General features: G+C 71.7%; 18 protein-coding genes and 3 pseudogenes. 6 read left to right on the forward strand and 15 right to left on the reverse strand.

Annotation, left to right across the window (positions count from 1 at the left end; genetic code table 11):
* Window positions 1-34: 34 nt before the first annotated feature.
* The 3 genes from ACFYNL_RS05055 to ACFYNL_RS05065 all read right to left on the reverse strand — a co-directional run bounded on the left by ACFYNL_RS05055 (window position 35) and on the right by ACFYNL_RS05065 (window position 3437).
* The gene (locus tag ACFYNL_RS05055) at window positions 35-1606 is read right to left on the reverse strand and encodes an oleate hydratase (protein WP_388796560.1); all 1572 of its coding nucleotides are present in this window, start codon (window positions 1604-1606) and stop codon (window positions 35-37) included.
* Between the two features lie 197 nt (window positions 1607-1803).
* Window positions 1804-2178 (reverse strand): hypothetical protein, encoded by a 375-nt coding sequence (locus ACFYNL_RS05060; RefSeq protein WP_388796562.1) that lies wholly within the window; start codon window positions 2176-2178, stop codon window positions 1804-1806.
* Window positions 2179-2222: 44 nt separating this feature from the next.
* Entirely contained in the window at window positions 2223-3437 is a 1215-nt protein-coding gene (locus ACFYNL_RS05065; protein ID WP_388797330.1) for a globin domain-containing protein, read from the reverse strand.
* 1032 nt (window positions 3438-4469) lie between these two features.
* Here ACFYNL_RS05065 and ACFYNL_RS05070 point away from each other — a divergent pair.
* Window positions 4470-5462, forward strand: coding sequence for an Acg family FMN-binding oxidoreductase (locus tag ACFYNL_RS05070; protein ID WP_388796565.1), 993 nt, complete (start codon window positions 4470-4472; stop codon window positions 5460-5462).
* 84 nt (window positions 5463-5546) lie between these two features.
* Here the strand turns inward: ACFYNL_RS05070 and ACFYNL_RS05075 are convergent, their stop codons facing one another.
* Window positions 5547-7262, reverse strand: a complete 1716-nt coding sequence (locus ACFYNL_RS05075) for a GAF domain-containing protein (protein ID WP_388796568.1) — start codon at window positions 7260-7262, stop codon at window positions 5547-5549.
* Window positions 7263-7398: 136 nt separating this feature from the next.
* A pseudogene (gene gap, locus ACFYNL_RS05080) lies at window positions 7399-8440 on the reverse strand (type I glyceraldehyde-3-phosphate dehydrogenase).
* 371 nt (window positions 8441-8811) lie between these two features.
* On the opposite strand from gap, the gene ACFYNL_RS05085 reads away from it, so the two are divergent.
* The 3 genes and pseudogenes from ACFYNL_RS05085 (at window position 8812) to adhE (ending at window position 13283) form a co-directional block, all read left to right on the forward strand.
* Window positions 8812-9720 (forward strand): universal stress protein, encoded by a 909-nt coding sequence (locus tag ACFYNL_RS05085; RefSeq protein WP_388796571.1) that lies wholly within the window; start codon window positions 8812-8814, stop codon window positions 9718-9720.
* A gap of 213 nt (window positions 9721-9933) precedes the next feature.
* A pseudogene (locus tag ACFYNL_RS05090) lies at window positions 9934-10351 on the forward strand (putative PEP-binding protein); the annotation flags it as partial.
* 232 nt (window positions 10352-10583) lie between these two features.
* A complete protein-coding gene (adhE, locus tag ACFYNL_RS05095) occupies window positions 10584-13283 on the forward strand; it encodes a bifunctional acetaldehyde-CoA/alcohol dehydrogenase (RefSeq protein WP_388796574.1) in 2700 nt (899 codons plus the stop codon).
* A 441-nt stretch (window positions 13284-13724) separates the two neighbouring features.
* Here the strand turns inward: adhE and ACFYNL_RS05100 are convergent, their stop codons facing one another.
* The 9 genes from ACFYNL_RS05100 to pflB form a co-directional block, all read right to left on the reverse strand.
* Window positions 13725-14363, reverse strand: coding sequence for a universal stress protein (locus tag ACFYNL_RS05100; RefSeq protein ID WP_388796577.1), 639 nt, complete (start codon window positions 14361-14363; stop codon window positions 13725-13727).
* A 263-nt stretch (window positions 14364-14626) separates the two neighbouring features.
* Complete coding sequence (locus tag ACFYNL_RS05105; RefSeq protein WP_388796580.1) at window positions 14627-14896, reverse strand: hypothetical protein; 270 nt, start codon at window positions 14894-14896, stop codon at window positions 14627-14629.
* A gap of 325 nt (window positions 14897-15221) precedes the next feature.
* Window positions 15222-15914 (reverse strand): response regulator, encoded by a 693-nt coding sequence (locus ACFYNL_RS05110; RefSeq protein ID WP_388797333.1) that lies wholly within the window; start codon window positions 15912-15914, stop codon window positions 15222-15224.
* Window positions 15915-16281: 367 nt separating this feature from the next.
* Window positions 16282-17175 (reverse strand): universal stress protein, encoded by an 894-nt coding sequence (locus ACFYNL_RS05115; RefSeq protein ID WP_388796583.1) that lies wholly within the window; start codon window positions 17173-17175, stop codon window positions 16282-16284.
* Between the two features lie 228 nt (window positions 17176-17403).
* Window positions 17404-17631, reverse strand: coding sequence for a hypothetical protein (locus ACFYNL_RS05120; RefSeq protein ID WP_388796586.1), 228 nt, complete (start codon window positions 17629-17631; stop codon window positions 17404-17406).
* Entirely contained in the window at window positions 17628-18248 is a 621-nt protein-coding gene (locus ACFYNL_RS05125) for a CBS domain-containing protein (RefSeq protein ID WP_388796589.1), read from the reverse strand. The genes ACFYNL_RS05120 and ACFYNL_RS05125 overlap by 4 nt, the downstream gene beginning before the upstream one ends.
* 159 nt (window positions 18249-18407) lie before the next feature.
* Window positions 18408-19259 carry a universal stress protein gene (locus ACFYNL_RS05130; protein ID WP_388796591.1) on the reverse strand — a complete coding sequence of 284 codons (852 nt, stop codon included), beginning with the start codon at window positions 19257-19259 and terminating at the stop codon, window positions 18408-18410.
* Window positions 19260-19299: 40 nt separating this feature from the next.
* Window positions 19300-20097, reverse strand: a complete 798-nt coding sequence (pflA, locus tag ACFYNL_RS05135) for a pyruvate formate-lyase-activating protein (RefSeq protein WP_388796594.1) — start codon at window positions 20095-20097, stop codon at window positions 19300-19302.
* Between the two features lie 53 nt (window positions 20098-20150).
* Window positions 20151-22421 carry a formate C-acetyltransferase gene (gene pflB / locus ACFYNL_RS05140; RefSeq protein ID WP_388796597.1) on the reverse strand — a complete coding sequence of 757 codons (2271 nt, stop codon included), beginning with the start codon at window positions 22419-22421 and terminating at the stop codon, window positions 20151-20153.
* 476 nt (window positions 22422-22897) lie between these two features.
* Between pflB and ACFYNL_RS05145 the strand changes: the two genes are divergently transcribed.
* Both ACFYNL_RS05145 and ACFYNL_RS05150 read left to right on the forward strand, forming a co-directional pair.
* The gene (locus tag ACFYNL_RS05145) at window positions 22898-23521 is read left to right on the forward strand and encodes a hypothetical protein (protein WP_388796600.1); all 624 of its coding nucleotides are present in this window, start codon (window positions 22898-22900) and stop codon (window positions 23519-23521) included.
* Window positions 23522-23818: 297 nt separating this feature from the next.
* Window positions 23819-24166: pseudogene (locus ACFYNL_RS05150) on the forward strand (universal stress protein); the annotation flags it as partial.
* A gap of 151 nt (window positions 24167-24317) precedes the next feature.
* Here ACFYNL_RS05150 and ACFYNL_RS05155 read toward each other — a convergent pair.
* Window positions 24318-25514, reverse strand: a complete 1197-nt coding sequence (locus ACFYNL_RS05155; RefSeq protein WP_388796602.1) for a cation:proton antiporter — start codon at window positions 25512-25514, stop codon at window positions 24318-24320.
* Between the last annotated feature and the right edge of the window lie 2 nt (window positions 25515-25516).

Here is a 25516-nt window from a genome sequence, read left to right on the forward strand (position 1 = left end):
GGCGCGGCCGGCCGTCACCTGATCACGCTTCGGGTCACCGACGGTGCATGGTCTCCAGAGCGGCGGCCAGGACGTGGGGATCGTGGTGGCCCCGGTAGACGTGGGGCGGCTGCCTGTCGAGGTGGAGGAGGCGGGCCACCGCTGTCCAGGCGGTGCGCACCGCATACTCGACGGTGAAGACGACGTCGTCGGGCACCTCGGCGAACTGGCCGATGAAGGCCAGGTTCACCGACCCCTCGGGTACGACCTTCGGCCGGTCATCGCGGCGGCGGGCCAGGAACTGGCTGGTGATGTACGGCATCAGGCAGGGCACGACCGTGGACGTCTTCAGCACGCGGTCCGCGAGCGACTCGTCGAAGGGGAGATGGTGCAGGACCTCGTCGAGGATCTCCCGGCCGGAGCACATCGTCATCGGCTTCGGCGTGTGGTTGCCCGCGCGGCCGGGGTGCAGGGCATAGCCCCACCAGACCGAGACGTCCTCGGGCTGGTCGCGGTGGACGGGCTGGCGGTCGGCCACGATGGTGAGCAGCCAGTTGGAGTCGGTGAAGGTCATCAGACCGCCCTTGCCGGTCTCGCGCCCGCTGAACTCCTCCAGCGCGCGGAGAAACGCCGGGTCCCTCGTCGTCACGGTGAACGACTCCCCGCGTGACTCCTTGACGCGCTTGTCGAAGGCCGCCGGGTCACCGAAGTCGTCGCGCCCGCGTGCGAGGCGGTGCCAGAGCAGCCAGGCGTCCGAGCGGTGGGGACGCGGGGGCGGTGCGGTGGTGTGTGAGCCGAGGGTTGCGGCGTCGGTCATGGAGCCGTTGGTGACCAGGACCAGGTCTTCGGGTGCCACCTCGATCTGCTCGTCACGGCCGCTGCGGGACAGGTGGATGCGCTCGACCCGCGTACTGCGGCGGCCCGGTGCGAGTCCGAGGTCGGTGACGTGGCATCTGGTGTGGACGGTGACGCCCCGTTCGCGCAACCAGACGGTCAGGGGCCGCACGATCGAGTCGTACTGGTTGTAGCGGGTGTGGTGGATGCCGGACAGGGACGACAGGTCGGGGAGGAGGTGGACGAAGCGCTTGAGGTAGCGGCGGAACTCGATGGCGCTGTGCCAGGGCTGGAAGGCGAACGTGGTGCACCACAGGAACCAAAAGTTCGTCGTGAAGAAGTGTTCGCCGAAGCAGTCGGTGATCCGCTTGCCGTCCAGATGTCCCTCAGGGGTGGCCAGGCAGCGGACCAGCTCCAGCCGGTCGCGCTCGGAGAACCCCATCGAGCGGGTGTCACGGATCTTCCCGTCGCCGTCGACGAGGCGGGCGATGTCGTCCCAGGCGAAGTCCTCGTGATCGGCGAGTATCTCCTGCGTCACGGACACCGAAGGGTCGTCGAGGGTGGGGATGCCGGACAACAGGTCGTACGTGCAGCGGTACTCGGCCTCGAACATCCGTCCACCGCGCATGGTGTAGCCGGCGTCGGCCGTACCGCCCGCGTCCAGGCTGCCACCGATCCGCCGCTGCTCCTCGAAGAGATGGATGTCCGCTCCGTCGAATCCGCCGTCGCGGATCAGGAACGTGGCCGCGGCAAGCGCCGCGATTCCGCTGCCCACCAGGTACGCCTTCGCCATCACACAACTCCTCGTTCCATACGGTCGGTCGTCAACCGCAGGTCTCACTGTTTCCGGTGCCCGGGGCGCCGTCAGTGGGCCGTTGGTCACCTGCCTGGGCCGGACGGCCCCATGGGAGACGCCGCGACATGCGCGGGCAGGGGCTGACGGCCCGTTGGATGGACCGTCACCGACGGGGGCCGTCTGTCCTCGTACACCTATGCGGACTGCCGACCGCCACGCCACGGCGGCGCCGCAGCCCGGTGTCCGTCGTCCCAGGCGTGGGCGGCCTTGCGGGTCTGGTGGCGCAGCCGGTCATGCAGTGCGTCGACGACCTCCCGGCCGGTGGCCTCCTCGGCGTGCACGACCACCTGTCGGCCACCGACGCGCAGATCGGCCGTGGCCGACCAGGGGTGCGCCGCGGGGTGGGAGGCCGCCCACACGATCCGGACCTCGCCGGTGACGGCGGGCAGCCCCGGGCGGTTGACAACGGCGTCGATCTTCGTACGGGCGTAGTCGAGCGTGTCCTTGTCCACCGGGCCGTCGCAACGCAGCCGCACGGTGGGCGCGGCCTGGGCCTTGTCGCTGGTCATGGTGATTCCCTTTCCGGAGGGTGGTGCTGGACGGTGGAGGTCGTTCAGGCGGTAGGGCCGGGCAGCCAGAGATCGGGGCCGAAGACCTCGTAGCGGATGCTGCGCGCCGGGACGCCGGCCCTCAGCAGCTGTGCGCGGATGTCGCGCATGAACGGCAGCGGGCCGCAAAGGAACACGGTGGCGTTCTCGGGCAGTTCGATGCCGTGGAGGTTCATCAGGCCCTCGCGGGCGTCGGGTTCCTTCGGGCCGGGCCGCTCGTACCAGAAGACCCCGCGCGCGCCCGGCAGTCGACCGAGCAGCTCACGTGTCTCGGTGCGCAGGGCGTGGTCGGCGGGGGAGCGGTCGGCGTGCAGGGCCAGTACCGGCCGGGGCGAACCGAGGGCGGCCAGATGGGCCAGCATGCCCGTCATGGGGGTGCCGCCGATGCCCGCGGAGACGAGTACGACCGGAGTGGCGGCGTCGGCCGGGTCATCGAGGAAGACATCGCCGAAGGGCGCGGAGAGCGTCAGGGCGTCGCCCTCCCGCACCTGGTCGTGCAGCAGGTTGGAGACCTCGCCGTCCGGCAGGCCGGACGTGCCGGTGACCCGTTTGACGGTGATGCGCCGCAGATCCCCGCCCGGGTCGCAGGACAGGCTGTACTGGCGCAGTTGGTGCACCCCGTCGGCCATCAGCACCCGTACGCTCACGTACTGGCCCGCCCGCGCCCGCGGTGCCGGCCGGCCGTCCGCCGGGCGGAGCAGGAAGGACACCACGTCGGCGGTCTCGCCGCGGCGCTCGACGACCGTCCACTGCCGCCAGATGTCGCCGGGCTGCACACCCGACTCCTGGTAGAGGCGCGCCTCCTTGCCGATCAACGCGCCCGCCATCAACCAGTACACCTCGTCCCAGGCGGCCGCCACCTGCGGGGTGAGCGCGTCACCGAGGACCTCGGCTATCGCTGCGAACAGGTACTTGTGCACGATCGTGTACTGGTCGTCGGTGACGCCGACCGCGGCGTGCTTGTGCGCGATCCGGTCCAGCAGCGCGTCCGGGCGGGTGTCCGGATCGTCGAGAAGCGCGGTCGCGAACCCGGCGATGGAGCCGGCGAGCGCCCGGCGCTGCGTCCCGCCGGCCTGGTTGCCGCGGTTGAACATCCCGTCGAGCAGCTCCGGCCGGTCGCGGAACATCGCGCCGTAGAAGCGCGTCGTGATCTCGTCGAGCGCGTCGGCCACGACAGGCAGCGTGGCGCGGACCACGGCGGCGGATTCTGCGGACAGTATGAAGCCTCCCGGGCAGGGGGTGGGGTGGGAAGGGCGCCGCATCGCATCGGGCGGCAGCTTCTGTGTAGCAGGCGTCCGACCACGTTTCGGCGCTGTTTCACGGCGATCGACGAGGTAAGGCCGAAGGGCCCCGTCGGTTCAGGACCACCGGTCCCACGACCTGGTCCGCCGAGGGGCCGCACGGCACCGGGACGATCTCCTGTCGGCCCTGTCGGCCCTGTCGGCCCTGTCGGCCCTGTCGGCCCTGTCCGCCCCGGGTGCCGGGACGCAGCAGCATTGGCGCGCGGGCGGATCCCGCGCAAGACGGCTGAGGGACGCCGCCCGTGTCCCTGGGCGGACAGGGCCAGGGGAGCCGATCCGGGGAAGGCCGAAGGCCGAGGGGCGCGTCGGCCGAGGCGGCGAAGGACTCCGAGTCGCTGCTCCTCGGCTCGCGAGGGCCGGGCGGGGCCGAGGTGTCTTCGTCGGGTCCGGACGAGCGTGGGCAGGGCCCCGCGGGCTTCTCGTCAGCCGCCACCGCATTCCGACCCGTGGTGCTCCGCGTCGACGCCGACCACTCCGGGCGATGCGGTGATCGCTTGCGCCTTCGGGGAGGCCCGCCCACCGCGGGACCGTGCCGAACGCCGTGCCCGGCCGGAACCGAACGCCCTCCATCGCCTACGGCCTGCCCGCCGACCCCGAGCTCGACGCCGCTCCGAGTCGACAGGAGGCTGCAGCCCTGGGCGATGCCTCCCGGGAGGCGTCGATGATGTGGTCGGCGGTCGGGACCGCCGCGGGGAGCTGCCTGGTCACGGACGGCACCGCCGCGATGCCCGTGCCCGATCGGAGGCGCACCGCGATGCCAGCGCGAGAGGGGCCGGTCGGCCCCCGGGCCAGGGACGATGGGGACCTTGCAGGTCTCCTCGCGGCGTGATGTGTGGAGGTAGGGACATCAGCGGAGAGCGGGAACGGGAGCGGGAGCGCGGGCCGGTTCGCCGGTCGGGTCACCCGGCGGTTCGCATCCGTGTCCCACCGGCGCCGTGCGAGGAGGATGCCATGGCAGAGCGACCACTCGACGAGAAGACCGTGACCCTGTTGGTGGCCGAGGCCACCGCAGCGCCGTCCATGCACAACGCGCAGCCGTGGCGCTTTCGCCACCTGAGCAGCGAGCGTGTGCTGCTGCTGCGGGCCGACCCCGGGCGGGCCATGCCGCGGTCCGATCCCGACAACCGGGCGCTGCACATCGGGTGCGGGGCGGCACTGTTCAACCTGCGCGTCGCGGCCGCGCACGCGGGCCTCGTCCCGGAGACGACGCTGCTGCCCGAGCCCGACGACCCGCTGCTGCTCGCCGCCGTCCATCTGGCCGATCCGCCCGGAAACACACGGGACGAGGCCCTGACGCGGCTGCACCCGGCGATCCGGCACCGGCACACCAGTCGGCATCCCTTCTCCGAGAAGGACATCCCCGATGACGTGCGGGCCTCCTTGCGGAACGCCGCGGCGCAGGAAGGAGCCGTGCTGCTCTTCCCCGGTGCCTGGCATGCCGAGACCGTGCTCGACCTGGTCAGCGACGCCGAGAGCCGGGACACGCTGGACACCGACGCCAACGAGGACCTGGTTCGCTGGACCCGGCTCGGGCCGGAGGCGGACACCGCGGTCGACGGCGTCCCCGAATACGCCTTCGGTCCGCGCAAACGGGACGGCAAGGCTCCCGTACGGGACTTCGCCGGGCGCCGACCGGTAGCCGACCGTGGCACCACCACCTTTGAGCACACACCGCACCTCGCCCTGCTGAGCACCCCCGGCGACGGCCGCGCCGACTGGCTGCGCGCCGGTCAGGCCCTGGAGCGAGTCCTGCTGGAGGCCACCCTGGTCGACCTGGCCACCTCGCTGACCTCCCACGCCCTGGAGAACCGCGAGCTGCGCCTACTGGCCCGCGACCCGGCATGGGGCACCGGGCAGGTCCAGATGGTGCTGCGGCTCGGCTACGGACCGAGAGGCCCTGCCACACCCCGCCGTCCGGTGAGGGACGTACTGGAGATCGCTTGACGCGCACGGCTGTCCGGGGGCCCCTGGACTGAGCGATACGTCGCCGGCGCGCACGGTGTGCGGCAGCCGTGCGGGCAGGGTGGATCAGTGCGTCCCGACCGGGGCCCGCCAGGTCAGCGTGGTTCCACCGCCCGGCGGGCTGGTGAGTTCGAACGCGCCCCCCAACTGCTCGGCGCGCTCGGCGAGGTTGCGCAGGCCGCTACGGCGCCCTTCGGGAGGGACACCGACGCCGTCGTCCGTGACAGTGAGGGTCACTTCGACGGCGTTCGTCTTCAAACTCACGTCCACTCGGCTCGCCCGGGCGTGGCGGGCCACATTCGTGAGCGCCTCGGACAGCACGGCCACCACGTGGTCGGCGATCTCCGGGGGCACGTTGGTGTCCAGCAGGCCCTCCATCCGGAGGCCGGGGGCGAAACCGAGAACCGGGGCCGCTTCCCCGGCGGCGCGTGCCGCGCGGGAGCGCAGCGTCTCCTTGCCGCTGGTCTCCCTCGCGCGCAGCCCGAAGATCGTCGACCGGATGATCTTGATGGTCTCGTCCAGGTCGTCGACCGCCCGCAGGACCCGCTCGGACGCGTCGGGGTGGTCGATGAGGCGTCCGGCGCTCTGCAGCGTCATCCCGGTGGCGAAGAGCCGTTGGATGGCCAGGTCGTGCAGGTCCCGGGCGATGCGGTCCCGGTCGGCGAGCAGCGCGATCTGTTCGGCGTCGGCCCGTCGCTCGGCCAGTTCCATGGCCACGGCCGCCTGTCCGGCGAAGACCATCAGTGGCGCGGTCTCCGCCTCGGTGAAGACGGTGCGCCCTGCTGCCCGTACCAGCAGCAGCACACCCCGCACTCCGTCCCGGGTGCCGATGGGTACGGCCACGGCGGGGCCGAGCCCCGTGAACCGCGGCGGACCGGCCGAGACACGCGCGTCGCTCGTGACGTCCGCGCTCGTCACGGGCTCTGCGGCGGAGAACGCCGCGCCGATCAGGCTGCCTTCGACCGGCAGCACCAGGCCGCGGTGCGTCTCCGCCTCCTGTCCGATGGCCAGCTCCACGGCCAGGGTGTCGGTGTTCGGTACCGGCACGGCGACCGCGGCCAGTTCGGCACCGGCGATCTCCCGCGCCCGCTCGGCGATGACCCCGAGGACCTCGGTGCCCGGGCTGCCGGACATCAGACTGTGGGTGATCTCCCCGCTCGCGCGCAGCCAGCGCTCGCGCCGGGTGGACTCCTCGTACAGGCGGGCGTTGTCGATCGCCACACCGGCCGCCACGGCCAGGGTCGCCAGGACCGACTCGTCCTCCTCGTCGAACTGCGCGCCACCGCGCTTCTCGGTGAGGTAGAGATTGCCGAAGACGTGATCACGGACTCGGATCGGAACGCCGAGGAAGGTGTTCATCGGCGGGTGGTGCGGTGGGAACCCGTATGAAGCAGGGTGGTCGGAGAGTTTCGCCAGCCGCAGCGGCTCCGGGTTTTTGATCAACTCGCCCAGGATGCCGTGCCCGGACGGAAAGGGCCCGATCTCGGCGATCTGCTCCTCGGTCACACCGACGGTGAGGAATTCCGACAGCCGTTTGCCGTCCGGCCCGATGACCCCGAGGGCCGCGTACTGGGCTTCGACCAGCGTGGCCGCGGCTTCCACGATGCTGCGCAGGGCCTGCTCCAGGTCCAGTTCGCGGCCCACCGACAGGACCGCCTCCAGCAGACTGTGCACCCGGTCCCGCGTGCCACGAGCCGCGTCCAGCCGTGCCTGGAGCTCTTCCAGGAGCTCGTCCAGCCTGAGCTGGGGCAACCGAACCTGGCCGTCCTTGGCGCTCTCCACCGCTTCCTCCGTGTGCGCTTCCCCGTGACGGGGGCGGGAACGGCAGATCGTTCCCGTGACCTCACCGTATCCGGACGCGGCCGTCCGGTGGAACGGAACGGCAGTCAGACCCCGGTGATCGCACGTGGGGTGAACCTCACCTCTCCGGGAGCCTCTCCGGGAGCCGGACGGCGACGTACTCGGTGAGGTCGAGCAGGCGGTTGGTGTAGCCCCATTCGTTGTCGTACCAGCCGAACACCTTGACCAGGCTGCCGTGCGCCTGGGTGAGCGGCGCGTCGAACACGCAGGACGCGGGGTCGCCGACGATGTCACGCGAGACGATGGGGGCGTCGGACACCCGCAGTACGCCCTTCAGGGAGCCGGCGGCGGCCTCGCGGAAGGCGGTGTTGACCTCCTCGGCGGTCACCTCCCGGTCGAGGACGACGGTCAGGTCCGTGAGGGAGCCGTCCTCGACGGGGACGCGGACGGCGAGTCCGTCGAGGGTGCCGGCCAGCTCCGGCAGGACCAGGCCGACGGCGCGGGCGGCGCCGGTGGAGGTGGGGATGATGTTCACGGCGGCGGTGCGGCCACGGCGGATGTCCTTGTGCGGACCGTCGAGGACGACCTGGTCGTTGGTGTAGCCGTGGATGGTGGTCATCAGGCCCTTGTCGATGCCGAAGGCCTCGTCCAGCACCTTCACCATCGGGGCCACGCAGTTGGTGGTGCACGAGGCGTTGGACACGACGTGGTCGCCGTCCGGGTCGTACGTGCCCTCGTTGACGCCCATCACGACGGTGGCGTCGACATTCTTGCCGGGCACCGACAGCAGCACCTTGCGGGCCCCGCCCTTGAGATGCAGTCCGGCGGCCTCGCGGGTGCGGAAGCGGCCGGTGGCCTCGATGACGACGTCCACGCCGAAGCCGGCCCAGTCCAGGGCGGCGGGGTCGCGCTCGGCGGTCACGGCGATGCGGTGGCCGTCGACCGTGATCGAGGAGTCGTCGTGCTCGAAGCGTGCGGCCCAGCCTGCCGTACGTCGAGTCGAAGGCGAGCAGGTGGGCGAGTGCCGCCGGGGAGGTGAGGTCGTTGACCGCCACCACCTCGACCTGCGTGCCGGTGCCCGCCTCCGCGCGCTCCTGCGCCAAGCGCAGATAGTTGCGCCCGATACGTCCGAATCCGTTGATTCCGACCCGCACGGTCATCTTCGTCGTCCTTCCCCTCGACCGGCCCTGTCCGTACCAGCCTGCGAGCGGGGGCGCGGGGCGGGCATGGGCCGTACGGGGCGCGCGGCGGGACCTTCGTCCCGGCTGCTGGGGCCGGGTGGGCCGATAGGCCGATCAGGGGACGGGGCGGGGCGGCGGTGGGGCCGGGCGGGTCCCGGCCGGAGGGCCGAGTGGCCGTGGGACAGGACCAGCGGTCCCTGGGCTCGCGGACCGTTTCGTCGCGACCATCGGAAGCGGGGGGCCGGTGGATCCGCGTGGTCGCCAGGAGGTGGCGCGCGGATCCACCGGACCCCCGGGCCGCCGGTGGTGCCGAGGCCCGCGCGGACGTGACCGCATACGGAGGTGTCTCCATGCTTTCCCCCATCGTCGTCGGCTTCGACGGTTCCGCCGAGAGTCGTGCCGCTGCTGACTGGGCTGCCCGCGAGGCTCAGCGTCGAGGTCTGCCGTTGCGCCTGGTCACCGCTTGGATCTGGCGGCCGGTGGACGTTCCCTCCGCCCAGGAGTCGGAAGCCCAGAAGCGGTGGGCGCAGCAGCTGCTGAGCGAGGCAGGGCAGGATCTCGTGGCGAGGTATCCGGATGTGCCGGTCGCCGTCGAGCAGGTAGCCGATATGGCGACCGGGGCGCTGCTGAAGAGGGCGAAGGGCGCCGAGATGCTGGTCCTGGGCTCGCGCGGGCAGGGCGCCGTCACCGGGTTCCTCCTCGGCTCCGTCGGTCAGCAGGTGCTCGCCCGGGCGCACGTTCCGGTGGTGCTCGTACGCGCGCCCGAGCCCGACGCCGCACAGGGCGCCGAAGCAGACGGCGAGAGGGGCGCCGAAGCAGACGGCGAGAGGGGCGGCGAAGTGGTCGTCGGGATCCAGGACCGGGACGACCCGGCCGAGGAACTGCTGGCCTTCGCCTTCGCCGTCGCGGCCGCCCGCGGGGCCACGCTGCGCGTCGTCCACGCCTGGAGCCGTCCGCCGGTGTTCACGTACAGGGCCGTGGTCATGGGCGACGAGGACGGTGGCACGCGGGCTCGGGTCGAGAAGGAGCTCCTGGAGGCCCTCGTGCCCTGGCGGCAGCGTTCGCCGCAGGTTCAGGTGGTGCACACGATCGGCCTCGCGACCGCCGCGGACCTCGTCCTCCAGGCCGCCCGGAACGCAGCGATCGTGGTCGTGGGCCGTAAGACCCACCGTCCCGCACTCGGCATGCACATCGGGCCCGTCACCCACGGCGTGATCCACCATGCCGCCGCGCCCGTCGCCGTCGTACCGCACGACTGAGCGCCGGCCGGGCCGCCGGCTGGGCCGCCGGCCGGGTACCCGGGACCTGGCACCGGAGCACCGGAGCACCCCGGAGAGGTCTGTTCAGCGGGCGCGCCGGACGCCTGACACCGGCACATGGAACACCAGGACGTGAGCCGTGCCCGGGCCTGAGCGGACACGGCGCATCACGCGCACAAGGCACGACAAAGGCCCGAGGGAAGAGCCGAGAGAATCGCCGAAGCGGTCGCGCAGCGCAGGCGTGCGGGCGGGGACCCTCAGGCGGAGATCATGGTGCCGCTGATCGACGCGGTCGAGGAACTCCCCATCGTCCGCGCGGAGGTGGAGCGGGTCCTGGCCGAGGTCTCCGCCGAGTCCGGTGTCGCCGTCGCCTGCCCGGCGGGCACGATGATCGAACTGCCGAGGGCAGCGTTGACGGCCGGCCGGATCGTGCGGGAGGCCGCGTTCTTCTCCTTCGGCACCAACGACCTCACCCGGACCACGTGGGGCTTCTCCCGTGACGACGTCGAGGCGGCGTTCTTCTCCGCATACCGCGACAAGGGCATCTTCAAGCCCGTTCCGCATCCCGATCGCTCGCCTGGAAGCGGGCCGGGCGGCACTTCCGGACACCGAGGGCAGCGACAACCGGTGAGACCCGGTGGCCGCTCCGGGCGTCGCCGGCCGTGGAACCTCCGCGGCCCCCTGGGCCGACCGGCCCTGGATCTCCGGGCCGGTCGGACCCGAGGGGGGACTCTCGGCACCTGGGGGCGAGCGCCTCACCGAGAGACCGTTGCATGGGGAGCGGTACCGATCCCCCGCGGTGCCGCTCCTCCACGAACGCCGGAGCCACCGCTTCGGCATTCCTGTCAAGGAGGCGTATTTCCATGGCCCGTGAGGACGATCGCAATCGGCCCACCGCCCGGCGGGACGGACCTTCCGACACCGCGATCACCGTGGACCGGCTGGTCACGAACGGGCTCAAGGCGCTGGCCGACTACGAGCCGCTGACCCAGGAGCAGGTCGACCACATCGTCAAGAAGGCTTCTGTCGCCGCCCTGGACCAGCACACCGCGCTGGCCCGGCTCGCGGTGGAGGAGACCGGACGAGGGGTCTTCGAGGACAAGGCCGCGAAGAACATGTTCGCCTGCGAGCACGTCACCCACAGCATGGGCCACATGAAGACCGTCGGCGTGATCGCCCGCGACGACATCGAGGACATGGTCGAGATCGCGGAACCGGTGGGTGTGGTCGCCGCCGTCACCCCGGTCACCAACCCGACCTCCACCACGATCTTCAAGGCGCTGATGGCGCTGAAGACCCGCAACCCGGTCGTCTTCGCCTTCCACCCCTCCGCCCAGCGCTGCAGCGCGGAGGCCGCCCGCATCGTGCGGGACGCCGCCGTGGCCGCGGGCGCGCCCGAGCACTGCGTCCAGTGGATCGAGACCCCGTCCGTGGAGGCGACCAGGACGCTCATGCACCACCCCGGTGTCTCCCTCATCCTCGCCACCGGCGGCAACGCCATGGTCAAGGCCGCCTACTCGGCCGGAAAGCCCGCCCTGGGCGTGGGCGCCGGCAATGTTCCCGCCTACGTGCACAAGAGCGCGAAGCTGGGCCGGGCCGTCAACGACCTGGTGCTGTCCAAGTCGTTCGACAACGGGATGATCTGCGCCTCCGAGCAGGCCGTCGTCCTCGACGACGAGATCTACGACGCCGCCCTGGCCGAGTTCCGCGCTCTGCACGCCCACCTGGCGACCGCCGAGGAGAAGGCCAAGCTGGAAGCCTTCCTCTTCCCGGCCGGCAAGGCCGAGGGCGGCGGCTGCGAGCCCAAGGTGAACTCCGCGGCCGTCGGGCGGAGTGCGGCGTGGATAGCCGAACAGGCCGGGTTCACCGTCCCCACCGACACCTCGATCATCCTGGTCGAGGCCGGGCGGGTCGGCCCCGACGAGCCGCTGACCCGCGAGAAGCTCTGCCCCGTGCTCGCCGTGCTGCGCGCCGGATCCGAGCAGCAGGGCTTCGACCTGGCCGCCGACATGGTCGCCTTCCACGGCCAGGGCCACAGCTCCGTCATCCACACCGAGGACCGCGCGCTCGCGGAGGCGTACGGCCGTCGTATGAAGACCGTCCGCGTCATCGTCAACTCGCCCTCCTCGCAAGGCGCCATCGGCGGCATCTACAACGGCCTGCTGCCGTCGCTCACGCTCGGCTGCGGCTCCTGGGGGAGTACCTCGGTGTCCAACAACGTCTCCGCCGCCCAGCTGCTCAACGTCAAGCGGGTCGGCACCCGTCGCAACAACCTGCAGTGGTTCAAGGTCCCGCCGAAGATCTACTTCGAGCCGCAGGCCATCCGCTACCTGCAGTCCATGCCGGACGTCCACCGCGTCACCATCGTGACCGACGCGACCATGACCCGCCTCGGATTCGTCGACCGCGTCAGCCGCGTCCTGCAGCGTCGCGGTGAGCCGGTGACCGTGCAGATCATCGACAACGTCGAGCCCGAGCCGAGCATCGACTCCGTCCAGCGCGGCGCCGGCCTCATGCGGGACTTCCGACCGGACACGATCATCGCGCTGGGCGGCGGCTCGCCGATGGACGCGGCGAAGGTGATGTGGTTGCTGTACGAGCAGCCGGACATCGACTTCGCGGACATGCGGCAGAAGTTCTCCGACATCCGCAAGCGCGCCTTCCGTTTCCCGACGCTGGGCAGCCGGGCCCGCCTGGTGTGCGTGCCCACCACGTCGGGCACCGGAGCGGAGGTCACGCCGTTCGCGGTCATCTCCGACCCGGCGACCGGCAAGAAGTACCCGCTGGCCGACTACGCGCTCACCCCGAGCGTGGCCATCGTCGACCCGCTCCTCACCACCGAGCTGCCCCCGGCGCTGGCCGCCGACAGCGGCTTCGACGCCCTCACCCACGCCATCGAGGCGTACGTGTCCGTGTACGCCAACGACTTCACCGACGGCCTCGCGCTGCACGCGATCCGGCTGATCTTCGCGCACATCGAAGGGGCCGTGAACGACCGCGACGGCTCGGCTCAGGCCCGGGAGAAGATGCACAACGCCGGCACCATCGCGGGCATGGCCTTCGGCAACGCCTTCCTCGGCATCGTCCACGCCATGTCCCACACCCTCGGAGCCACCTTCCACATCGCCCACGGCCGCACCAACGCGGTCCTGCTGCCGCACGTCATCCGCTACAACGGAACCGTCCCGACCAAGCTCACGGGCTGGCCCAAGTACGAGAACTACCGGGCTCCCGAACGCTTCCAGGACATCGCCCGCACCCTCGGCCTGCCCGCCACCACGGCGCAGGAGGGCGTGGAGTCCCTCGCCCAGGCCGTGGAGCGGCTGCGCGACGCGGTGGGTATCGAGCCGTCGTTCCAGGCCCTCGGCGTAGACGAGCGCGCCTTCCTCGACGCCCTGCCCCAGCAGTCCCTCAACGCCTACGAGGATCAGTGCGCGCCCGCGAATCCTCGGATGCCGATGCTCGACGACATGCAGGACATCATGCGCACGGCCTACTACGGCCCGGCGCACCGCCGACCGGACGCGGGCGAGACGGACCGGGGTGGGTCTAAGCCGGAATGAGGGCTGAACGGCTCCGGTCGGAGGAGCCGGGCGCCGTCGCCATGGTCTGATCCCGTCCGACCCGATCCGACCCGGCCCCCGCCGCGACACCGATCGGGTTCTGACCGCCTCGACGCGCGGTCCCGAGGCACACAGCAGGAAGTGGCCGAGGACGCAGGGAAGTTCGCCGGCCATCGACAACGCCCCTGCGCCCCTTCTGTTCCGGCCAAGGCGTGCCAGAGCTCAGAACTCGACAGCGAGGAGCGCCCCGGTCCTGTGCTCGGTGCTGACGGGCACGTCGACACAACCGACCCGGACGACCACGTCCCTGCATCGCCTGCCCCACGGTGATCCAGTACGACCACGCGGCGAGGCTCCCGGTGAACTCACCGGGAGCCTCGCCGCGTGGTCGTACGGCCCGCCACCAGCCGGCACGCGCGACGGTGCCCTAACGGGTCGGCGTCACGCGTGCGGTACGACGGCGACCGGGCAGCCGGTGTGGTGGAGCACAGCGTGGGCCACGGGCCCGATGTGGGCGCCGAAGTGGCCGTCTCGCGCGCGCCGCCCCACGACGACGAGCGGGGCGCCGGTCGACGCACGTACGAGTTCGCCGGCGGCCCGCCCTTCGGCGACGGTCCCGGTCACGGCGACCTCGGGGAACTTCTCGCACCACGGGCGGAGCGCCGCGACGACGGTGCGTTCGTGGGCCGCGAGCACTTCAGGCCCCGAGACCGGCTCCTGACCGCCCTCCGGGGCGTCGGCCGACGCGGCGCGGAACGCGTGGATCACGTGCAGTGGGGCGCCACAGCGCCGGGCGGACGCGAACGCGAACTCGATCAGTTCGTCACAGGGGCGCCGCGTGTCCAGCCCGAGGACGACATCGCGGTACGGAGACTCGGGTATCTCCTCCGGCGACACACCGTCGGCGGAGGTCTCGCCGGCACGGACGAGCACCACGGGCCGCGAGGACCTGGCGACGACCCGTTGGGAAACCGAGCCGAGCGGGAACCCCGCGACACCGGTGAGACCGCGGAAGCCGAGCACCAGCAACTCGGCGTCGTCGGCCGCCGTGAGAAGGCCGGCGGTCGCGGAGTCGGGCACCAGCCGGCCACGATCTGCAGCCCGGCATGCGCGGCACGGACACTGGCCACAGCCTGGTCCAGGGCCTGCTCGGCCCACTCGCGCTGGGTCCTGTCCATGGGCACGGAGGCGGCGGGTTGCGGGTGCCACTTCCATGAGTGCACGATCCGCAGCGGGGCTCCTCGACGCAGGGCCTGTACGGGTCTGGCCGCTCACTCGTGGCCTCGTGCGGGGACCGCCTGGTGCGCAGGGACCGCAGCGCCCTTCCAAGGGCCCGGCCGGCCCTACGGTCCGGCGACCGCTGCCTCGACCGGCGGACGCACTCCGAGCCCGACCTGCTCCTGCATCGCCTGCTGTCCGAGCGTCGACGTTTCCCCGGCCGACGTCACCTCGCTCGTCGAACCGAACGACGCTCGCCGACGGGCGAGGCGGTCTTGCGCCGCCCGCTCCGCCAGCAGGTCGAGCACGGCGCTGATCACGAACGTGACCGCAGCGGAACTCACCAGAAGAACGGCGGACAGCCGCCACAAGCCCGGAGTCGGTGACGTGCTCACGGTGTGCCTCCTTCCGTGGTGCTCTTGCCTCTTCATCGAACCTCGGCTCCGGTGAGGACACAGGATGCCGAAGGGCTCCGACCTGCTGCCGTACGGCCCGCTCGTGGGGCCGCACGGCCCCTGGTCAAGGCCTGCGCACGGGGACCACGCCGGAGCCGACAGGCCCGTACGCCTTCCCCTCGGACTGGCAGCCGACCATGCGCCGGCCAAGACCGGCACCCCTCGCCGCCGGCCGATGTTCGGCAGCAGGGTTTGTACGGCGGAGCACAGGCTGAAGCCCTACGCCGCTCCCCGCACGACCGCCGATGGGCCGGGCCGCCGGCGATCAGCGCCCTTCCTGCTTGAGCCGGTCCTTGGCCTGCGTCGCGATCACCGCTGCCTGGATGCGCCGCTCGACACCGAGTTTGGCCAGCAGGCGGGAGATGTGGTTCTTGACCGTCTTCTCCGCGAGGTAGAGGCGCTGACCGATCTGCCGGTTGGTCAGGCCCTCGCCGATCAGGGCGAGAATCTCCCGCTCGCGGTCGGTCAGGCCCGGCAGCGCGTCCGGTTCCTGCTCCTGCTCCTGGCCTCCGCGGAGTCGGGCCATCAGCTTGGTCGTGGCGCTGGGGTCGAGCAGGGACTGCCCTCGGGCCACCGTGCGGACGGCCGACACCAGGTCCGAACCCTGGATCTGCTTCAGGACGTACCCGGACGCGCCCGCCATGATCGAGTCGAGCAGGGCCTCCTCGTCGTCGAACGAGGTCAGCATCAGGCAGGCCAGCTCCGGCATGCGCGAGCGCAGCTCACGGCACACGGTCACGCCGTCGCCGTCGGGCAGTCGGACATCCAGCACGGCCACCTGCGGGCGGAGCGCCGGCACCCGCGCCAAGGCCTGCTCGACCGTGCCGGCCTCGCCGATCACGGTGATGTCCGGTTCGTCGTTCAGCAGGTCGTGCACCCCCCGGCGTACCACCTCGTGGTCGTCCAGCAGGAAGACCCGGATGGGGGCATCGGGACCGGGCTGCTCGCTGACCGCCATCAAATACTCCTCGCTCATGCGCTCCGTGCCGACGCCCACTCCAGGACAGGGTCGGCCTTCATGAGGAGATCCTTCTCGCATCCGGGCGCGACGAACAGGGCCGACCGGCCTAATTTCCTTTGGGGTCCGCGAAGGCCGGCAACCGTCGTTGCCGTCCCTGCGTCCGTCGGCGCAGGTCGGCGCAGGTGGGCGCAGGTGGGCGCAGGTGGGCGCAGGTGGCGGTCGGCTGTGTCAGGTACCCGCATCGGGTGCGCTGCCCGGGTCCTGCCGGTCAGCGTCTTGGTGGACTCGGTCGGAGCGCTGCTGCTGCGGACCCGGCCGCCTCTCCGTAGGGAGCGGGCCGATCAGGCGCCGCCGGATGCGTGGCTCACTCGTGCGGCACGATCGCGACAGGACAACGGACGTGGTGGATCACGGCGTGCGCGACCGGGCCGGTGTGCACACCGATCCTGGCCGGACGGATCCGACGGCCGACGGCGAGGAGACCCGCATCCTGCGCGGCGTTCAGGAGCTGCTGCGCCGGACGCCCCTCCTCGACCCGTTCGTGGACCTCCACCGAGGGAAACTTCGCCCGCCACGGCGCGAGCACGGCGTCCAGCGCCCGCACGGCGGCCGGCCCGACTTCCTTGCGCGCCTTCGCCTCCAGCGCACGGGGAACGTACGGGAGCTGCCACGTGTGCACGACCCACAGTGGAGCGGCACGCAGCGCCGCACTCTCGAAGGCGAACCCGAGCAGTTCCTCACACGGACCCGCCGGATCCACGCCGACCACGACGGCTCGGTACGGCGTGTGCGCCGACGCCCGGTGCTCGGCATCCTGCTCGTGCTCGTCCTCCAGCGTCTGGCCGGACCTCACGAGCACGACAGGCCGCGTGACATGAGCCACCGTCGCCAGCGCCACCGAGCCGGCCAGGAACCCGGCGAAGCCACTGAACGCCCGGCTCCCCAGGACCAGCAGCTCGGCCTCGTCGCCCGCCGCGACCAAGGCGTCGGCCGCGGGCCGGGACATCTGGTCGGCGCTCACCGACACCTGCGGATAGCGTTCGTCGAGCCGGTCCGTCGCTTCGCGCAGGATCCGCCGCGCCCAGTAGCGCGGCGCCTCCAGCTCCGGCAGTTCCGACTCGTCGGGCGGCACGCCGCCCTCCCAGGCGTGCACCAGGCGCAGCGGCAGCCCGCGCCTGAGTGCCTCGCGGGCCGCCCAGTCGGCGGCAGCGAGGCTCTCACGCGAACCGTCCAGACCCACGACCACAGGACGAAGCACGGTCGACACCTCCCTGGTCGATCCCCGGCCTCCGATGCGGAGCTCTCCACTACCAGGATCGTCGGGCGGGCAGGGGCACGGCAGGGGCCGACGGGGTGCGCACCGGGGCCGAACGGCCCTTCTGTCACTGCTCGCGCGGCCACGCGGCCACGCAGCCGTGAGGTGGAGACCGTGTGGCAGAGCGCACCCGATGCGGGTGGAGAGCGGCGACGCGACACGGCCGGGGCGTCAGCCCCGCCGACAGCAGGTCGGTGTCGGTGCCGGCACGCTCAGCATGTCGCCGAAGTCGGCGAGGATCAGGTCGGGACGGGCGTCGATGCCCTGACGGACGAGGGCATGGGTCCGGCCGCCTCCACACACCTCCATGACTCGCCAGGGACGCGTGGTCGTCTGCCGCGACTCGTCCAGCGGGTGCCGGGCGAGGAGGGGATCGCGGAACTCGTCGAGGGACTTCATCGGTGCGTCAGATCCAGCCGGATGTCGACGACGCCCTCCACCGCACGCACGGCGCGTGTCACGAGGGGCACGAACGCACGGTCGGCCAGGGGACCGCCGAGGGTGACCACGCCGTCGGACACGGTCACGCTCACATCCTGCGTGATCGGCAGCTGGGTGAGGACGTCGTGCCGGATCTCCTCGGCGATCTCCTCGTCGGAGCGCAGGAAGACCTTCAGCAGATCGCTGCGGCTGACCACGCCTTGCAGGATGCCGACGGCATCCACCACGGGCAGGCGCTTGACGTGCCGACGGGCCATGATGCGCGCAGCCTCGGCCAGGGAGGCGTCGGCGTGCACGGTCACGGCCGGGGTGCTCATCAGCTCGCCCGCGGTCACTCCGGCGGCCTTCTCCATCTCCTTCAGATCGCCCGTGTCGGTGTCCCGGAACTCCTCCTTGGGCAGCAGGTCGGCCTCGGAGACCACGCCGACGACCCGTCCCTCGCCCTCCAGCACGGGCAGCGCGCTGACCTTCCACTGGTCGAACAACTCGACGATCTCCTTGAAGAGCGCCTGGCGACCGACGGCGACGACGGTGTGCGTCATCACATCGCTCACGGTGTACGGAGTTTCAGTCATCGCAACCTCCAGCATGTCGTTCCTCGGGTGCTGACAGCCATCAGGCGCCGCTGCCACCCGGCGCGGGTACCGACCGGCCCCGGCAGCCCGCCGCCGAGACGGTTCCTCCTCGGGCAGCGCCGGGCCGGACCGACGACGTCGCCCGCTCGCGCAAGGCCCTCAGGTGAGAGACCCCTTGTCCCATCCGGCCGGCACGATCACGACCGGGCAGTGGGAGTGATGCAGCAGGGTGTGGGTGACCGGCCCCAGGTGCACCCCGGGCCGATGGGGGTCACGGTGTGCGGCGATGACGACGATGTCGGCCTCACGGGTGGCCGTCAGGAGTGCCTGCGCCGGCCCGGTCCGCACCGTGCGGGTCTCGACGCCGACGTGCGGGTATCGCTCCGCCAGCTCGGCCAGAGTGAAGCGGGGTACCGCCTCCTCGCTGCGGGTGCGCCGCGCGTGCTCCTGCTGGCCGGGGCTCGTCGCGGGCACCAGTGACGGCAGTTCGGGGGACAGGTGCCTGTGCGTCCAGGCATGCACGACGCTCAGCCGTGCCGCGCGGCGTTCCGCCTCGGCGAAGGCATAGGCCGCCGCGTCGGCGTCGGCGTCGCTCTCGATGCCGAGCAGCACCGTTCCGGACTCCCCGGACGGCTGGTCGCCCCGTACGACGAGCAGGGGGCTGCGGGTGTGCGCGGCCAGGCGCAGGCTCACCGAACCGAACAACCTGCCGGTGACGCCGCCGAGCCCCCGGGTTCCGACCACGGTGAGATCGGCGTCGCTTCCTTCGCGCACCAGAGCCTGCGCGGGGCTCCCCTCGACGGCCGCGGCCACGATCGGCAGACCGGGGCGCCGGGCGCGCACCCGGGAGGCGGCCGAGGCCAGGACCGGTCCGGCTTCGTCCCGGTCGGGCACGGCGTACACGATGTGCAGCGCGGTGCCGCGTCGCTCCGCCTCCTCGGCGGCTCGGTCCAGCGCCCAGGTGGCGGCCAGGGAACCGTCCACTCCGACGGTCACATGACGAGTGGTCATTTCTTCTGCGCTCCCTCGTGGATTCTTGGTGCCCTCCAGGTCAAAGAGCCCGCAGGCCGTGCTCCCGGAACTGCTCGCGCACCCGCTCGGTGAGCTCCGAGGTCGGGGTCGGCGTGTCGCGCAGGGGGAAGGGGATCCCGAGGGCGTCGTACTTGTGGGCACCGAGCTTGTGGAACGGCAGGACGTCCACGCGGTCGACGCTGCCGAGGCCGGCGAGGAATGCGCCGAGTCCGTCGACGGCCGCCGGGTCGTCGGTCCAGCCGGGGACGAGGACGTAGCGGATCCACATCGGGATGCCGAGCCGGTCCAGTCGGGTGGCGAAGCCGAGGGTGGGGGCGAGTTCGCCGCCGGTCAGCTTGCGATAGGTGGTGACGTCGAAGGACTTGATGTCCAGCAGCACCAGGTCGGTGTCGGCGAGGAGTTCGTCCGTGGCGCGGGCCCCGAGGAAGCCGGAGGTGTCCAGGGCGGTGTGCAGCCCGGCTTCCTTGCAGCGGCGCAGGAGGGAGGCGGTGAAGGCGGGCTGGAGCAGCGCTTCCCCGCCGGTGAGGGTGACTCCACCGCCCGCCGTGGCGATGAACGCGCGGTACTTGTCGATCTCCGCCATGACCTCGTCGACGCCGGTCTCCCGCCCGTCGCGCATGTGCCAGGTGTCCGGGTTGGCGCAGTACAGGCAGCGCAGCGGGCAGCCGCTGAGGAAGAGCACGAACCGGGTCCCGGGACCGTCCACTCCGGTGGACAGGTCCCAGGAGTGGATCCGGCCCGTAGCCCTGCCGGCCCCGGTCACAGTGCCCGCTCCGGTCACCCGGGAGGCCCCGGCCACCGGGTCGGCCTCGGCCATGCGGCCGGGTCCTGCCGCTCGGTCTGTCGTCATCGCCATCACGGCCCGCTCGCTCACAGAGATCCGTGGAAGGTGCGGCTGATGACGTCGAGCTGCTGCTCACGGGTCAGCCGGACGAAGTTCACGGCGTACCCGGAGACCCGGATGGTCAACTCCGGGTACTTCTCCGGGTGATCCATCGCGTCCTCCAGCACCGCCCGGTTCAGCACGTTGACGTTCATGTGGAAGCCGCCGGCCGCCATGTAGGCGTCGAGGATGCCGACGAGGTGGCCCGCGCGCTCCTCGGGGGCGTGGCCGAGCCCCTCGGGGGTGATGGTGGTGGTCAGCGAGATACCGTCGCGCGCCGCCTCGTACGGCAGCTTGGCCACCGACAGGGCGGAGGCGGCCACCCCGTGCCGGTCGCGGCCGTTCATGGGGTTGGCGCCGGGCGCGAAGGGCTGTCCGGCACGCCTGCCGTCGGGGGTGTTGCCGGTGTGCTTGCCGTAGACCACGTTGGAGGTGATGGTCAGCACCGACTGGGTGTGCTCGGCGTCGCGGTAGGTGGGGTGCTTGCGCACCTTGGCCATGAACGACTCCACGAGGTCGACGGCGATGGCGTCGGCGCGGTCGTCGTTGTTGCCGTACGCCGGGAAGTCGCCCTGGGTCTCGAAGTCCACGGCCAGCCCGGTCGCGTCACGGAACACCCGAACGCGCGCGTGCTTCACCGCGGACAGACTGTCCACCGCCACCGACAGCCCGGCGATCCCGCACGCCATGAAGCGGTGCACGGGGTGGTCGTGCAGCGCCATCTCGATGCGTTCGTAGGCGTACTTGTCGTGCATGTAGTGGATGACGTTGAGCGTGTTGACGTACGCCTCCGCCAGCCAGTCCAGGACCCGGTCGTACGCCGCCGACAGCTCGTCGTAATCCAGGTACTCGCCGGTCAGCGGCGGTGTCTCGGGCCCGATCTGCTCGCCGGTCATCTCGTCCCGGCCGCCGTTGACCGCGTACAGCAGCGCCTTGGCGAGGTTGACGCGCGCTCCGAAGAACTGCATCTGCTTTCCCACCGCCATGGCGGACACGCAGCAGGCGATGGCGGTGTCGTCGCCGGTGCGCGGCCGCATCTGCTCATCGGACTCGTACTGGACGGCGCTGGTGTCGATGGAGACCTGCGCGCAGAACTCCTTGAATCCGGACGGCAGCCGCGGCGACCACAGCACGGTCAGGTTCGGCTCGGGGGCCGGGCCGAGGTTGTACAGGGTCTGCAGGAAGCGGAAGGAGGTGCGGGTGACCAGCGGGCGACCGTCGGTGCCGATGCCGCCGATGGACTCCGTCACCCAGGTCGGGTCGCCGGAGAACAGGGCGTCGTACTCGGGGGTGCGCAGGAACCGTACGATCCGCAGCTTGATCACGAAGTCGTCGATCAGCTCCTGCGCCCGGGTCTCGTCGATGGTCCGCTCCTCCAGGTCCCGCTGGAGGTAGACGTCAAGGAAGGTGGAGGTGCGGCCCAGCGACATCGCGGCGCCGTTCTGCTCCTTCACCGCGGCCAGGAAGCCGAGATAGAGCCACTGGACGGCCTCGTGTGCCGTGACGGCGGGGCGGGAGACGTCGCAGCCGTAGGAGGCGGCCATCTCGGTCAGCTCGCCCAGCGCCTTGATCTGCTCGGCCAGTTCCTCGCGGTCGCGGATGACGTCCGGGCCGGAGGGCCGCGCGTCCAGCAGGGCCCGCTCGGCCCGCTTGGCCTCGATCAGCCGGGCGGTGCCGTACAGCGCGACGCGCCGGTAGTCGCCGATGATCCGGCCCCGGCCGTAGGCGTCCGGCAGTCCGGTGATGATCCCGGCCTTGCGGGCGGCCCGCATCTCGGGGGTGTAGGCGTCGAAGACTCCGTCGTTGTGGGTCTTGCGGTAGGTGCCGAACACCTTCGTCACGAAGGGGTCGGGCTCGTAGCCGTACGCCCGCAGCCCGTTCTCCACCATCCGCAGGCCGCCGTTGGGCATGATCGCCCGCCGCAGCGGGGCGTCGGTCTGAAGGCCGACGATCAACTCCCGGTCCCGGTCGATGTAGCCGGGCTCATGCGACGTGATCGTCGACGGGGTCGCGGCATCGACGTCGTAGACACCCTTCGCGCGCTCCTCCGGGAACAGTGCGCTGACCTTCTCCCAGACGGCGCGGGTACGGTCCGTAGGACCCGCCAGAAATTCCGAACCGCCCTCGTAGGGCGTGTAGTTGGCCTGGATGAAGTCACGCACATCGATGTTCTCGCGCCAGCCTCGCCCCGCGAAGCCACGCCACGCGTTCGACGCACTCACGGTGGTTTCCACGCCTGTCGGGGCCACGGTCGCCATTACTGCCTCCGGATCGCTCGCGACGCCGTCCGCAGATGGTCGCGGACGGGCTCTGCTGTCGATGTTCGTCCCACGCCGGTACGCCGGACAGGGTCTGCGGGAGCCCTCCGCGCTGCCGTCCGGCCCTCGTCCGGCCCGGCCGCCGGGACCGATGCGCCCGATGTGACGGGGCCGTTCGGCCCTTCTTCGCCCCGGGCGGCGGACCGGCGGCGCCATGCGGGTTCTGCCTGCCGGAGGGAGATCACCACCGTGCGCCGGAGTCTCCCGAGGAGGAACCCCCGGCACGTCCACGACGGCACCGCGCTGCCCGAGCAGTGGACCGGAATTGCCCGCCGAACGGTCCCTGCCCCGAGGACCTTCAGCCCCGTAGTCCGGGCCTCGCAGCCCCTGCGACGCCTGAAGGGTGAAGCGGGACATTGAAGGCGCAACGAGAGCCGACAAGGTTCCGCGCATCACCCCTGGAAGGGATGAGCATCATGGCAGTGCACGACCATTCCCACCGGCATGTGGGGCTCCGCTTCCCGTCGTCGCGCAAGGCGGGGACGGCGTCCGCGTCCGGCGAGGCGTCGGCCGCGGTGGCGACGGCGACCAGCGCGTACGTCTTCGCCGGTCTGCGTCTGCTGACCGGCTTCGTCTTCCTGTGGGCGTTCCTCGACAAGACCTTCGGCTTCGGCTACGCCACACCGTCCGGCAAGGGCTGGATCGACGGCGGTTCGCCGACCCAGGGCTTCCTCAGCGGCGTCGCCGTCGGGCCCATGGAATCGACCTTCCACGACTGGGCCGGGGCCGCCTGGGCGGACTGGCTGTTCATGCTCGGTCTGCTCGGTATCGGCCTCGCCCTGATCGCCGGCATCGCGCTGCGGCTCGCCGCGGTCGCCGGCACGGCCATGATGGCACTGATGTGGATCGCGGAGTGGCCGCCGGCCAAGCACCTGTCCGACGGCTCGGCGAGCATGTCCACGAACCCGTTCGTCGACTACCACCTCATCTACGCCGTCGTCCTCATCGCCCTCGCCGCCGCGGGCGCCGGCGCGACCTGGGGTCTGGGTGAGGCGTGGGCACGTCTGCCGTTCGTCAGCCGCCACCGCTGGCTGCGCTGACCGACTCGGGGACACCATCCGGGGCACCTCCGCCACTTCGGCGGGAGTGCCCCGGAGCATTGCCGAAGGAGGCCCGTGGGCGTTCCACGGGCCTCCTGCCATTTCCCGCACGGCGGGGGCGGGTCCGTGTGTGTTCAGGACGCGCGTCTCGCGCTGAGGGCGGGGCGGGTGTCAGTCCCGCAGAGGGCTCGGCATGTACCGGTCGGCCGTTCGCAGTGGCCGCGCGGTCCGAGTCGGCGGAGGGCGACAGGGGTGAACCCGGAGGTGACAGCCGACGGCATCGGTAGGAGGGGCGGCATGGCGGGGGAAGGCTCGGCGTCGAGTCTTGCCGCGGCGGAGATGGCCTCGGGGGAGATGGCCGCGGGGGAGGCCGGATGCGCGGAGCGGGGCTGCGGATCGTGCATGCGTGCGTCTGGCCCGCGATGCATGTGCCGTTGGGGATGCCCGCCGCTGGGTCCGGCTGAGGGCGGGCGGCGGAACATGGTCGATCGCCTGGTGACCGGGGCGGTCGAGCGGGCGCGGGCGATGGCGCCGGATGCCGAGGTCTGTCATGCCGTCGTGACGGGTGAAGCGCTGACGGGCCTGGAGGCGCAGTCGCCTGCCGCGGAGCTGGTGGTCGTCGGATCCCGGGATTGTGGCGGGTTCGAGCGCACCGATGCCGGCCCCGCAGGATCCGTCGCGGGCGCGGCGGTTGCGCCGGGCCCCTCCTCACGTCGGTCGGCCGGGCCCGCGCATCACGCACACCGCCGCCCGATCGCCGCGGAGCGGGGAGCGGGGAGCGGGAAGCGGACGAGGGTCACTGAGGACGCCGGTCGCGGGGCCCGGCGCCGGGTCCGGCGACCGGGACGGGCAGCCGGGCGGCAGGGCGGGCAGGGGCGAACCGGGTGAGGATGGGCCCGCTGACGGCGAGGAGCATCACATACGTGGTGACCAGGGCCCCGAGCCGGTCCTGCGCGGGACCGGCCAGGCCGATGATGACGACGGAGAACTCGCCTCGGGCGATGAGCGCGGTCCCGGCCCGCACCCGGCCGCGGCGGCCCGCGCCGTCGCGGCCGGCGGCGTACCAGCCTGCGGCCAGCTTGGTCACCACCCCCACCAGGGCCAGCGCCGCCGCGGCGGGCAGCATCGGCACCAGATCACCGGGGTCGACGGACAGGCCGAGGGCAAGGAAGAAGACCGCCGCGAACAGGTCGCGCAACGGGCTGAGGACGGCCCGGGCACGGTCCGCTGCGGTGCCGGTCAGCGCAAGCCCGATCAGGAAGGCCCCCACGGCCGCGGAGACGTGGATGGTCTCGGCCAGCGCGGCGACGATGAGGGTGATGCCGAGAACCCGGAGCAGCACCTGCTCCTTGTCGGGGTGGGACAGGATCCGACCGACGTGATGCGACCACCGTCCGGAGGCTGCGATCGCCGTGACGACCGCGCCCGTGGCCACCAGGACGGCGAGCAGCGCCTGCCACCAGGTCCCGCCCGAGGTGATGACGGCGAGCAGGGGCAGGTAGGCGGCCATGGCGAAGTCCTCCACCACCAGCACGGACAGCACCGCCGGGGTCTCCCGGTTGCCCAGCCGGCGCAGGTCCGCCAAGAGGCGGGCGACGATGCCGGAGGAAGAGACGTAGGTGGCGCCCGCGAGCGCGAGAATCCCCGAGGCGTCCAGGCCGAGCAGCCATCCCGCCACGGCCCCGGGTGCCGCGTTGAGGACGAGGTCGACGACGGCGGACGCCCGGTGGCGGTGAAGGCTGGCGGTGAACTCCCGGACGGTGAAGTCCAGGCCGAGGACCAGCAACAGCAGGATCACACCGATCGAGGCGCCCGTGTCGACGAACTCCCGGGCCGCCGGAACCGCGGCGAAGCCGCCGTCGCCCAGTGCCAGACCGGCGACCAGATACAGCGGCACGGGGGAGAGACCGAAACGCCGTGCGGCGGCGCCGAGCACGCTCAGCGCGGTCAGGATGACCCCGAGCTCCAGCAGCAGGGCGACGGGGGTGTGCACCG

It is taken from the genome of Streptomyces sp. NPDC007808 (genome assembly GCF_042868655.1).
Lineage (GTDB): Bacteria > Actinomycetota > Actinomycetes > Streptomycetales > Streptomycetaceae > Streptomyces.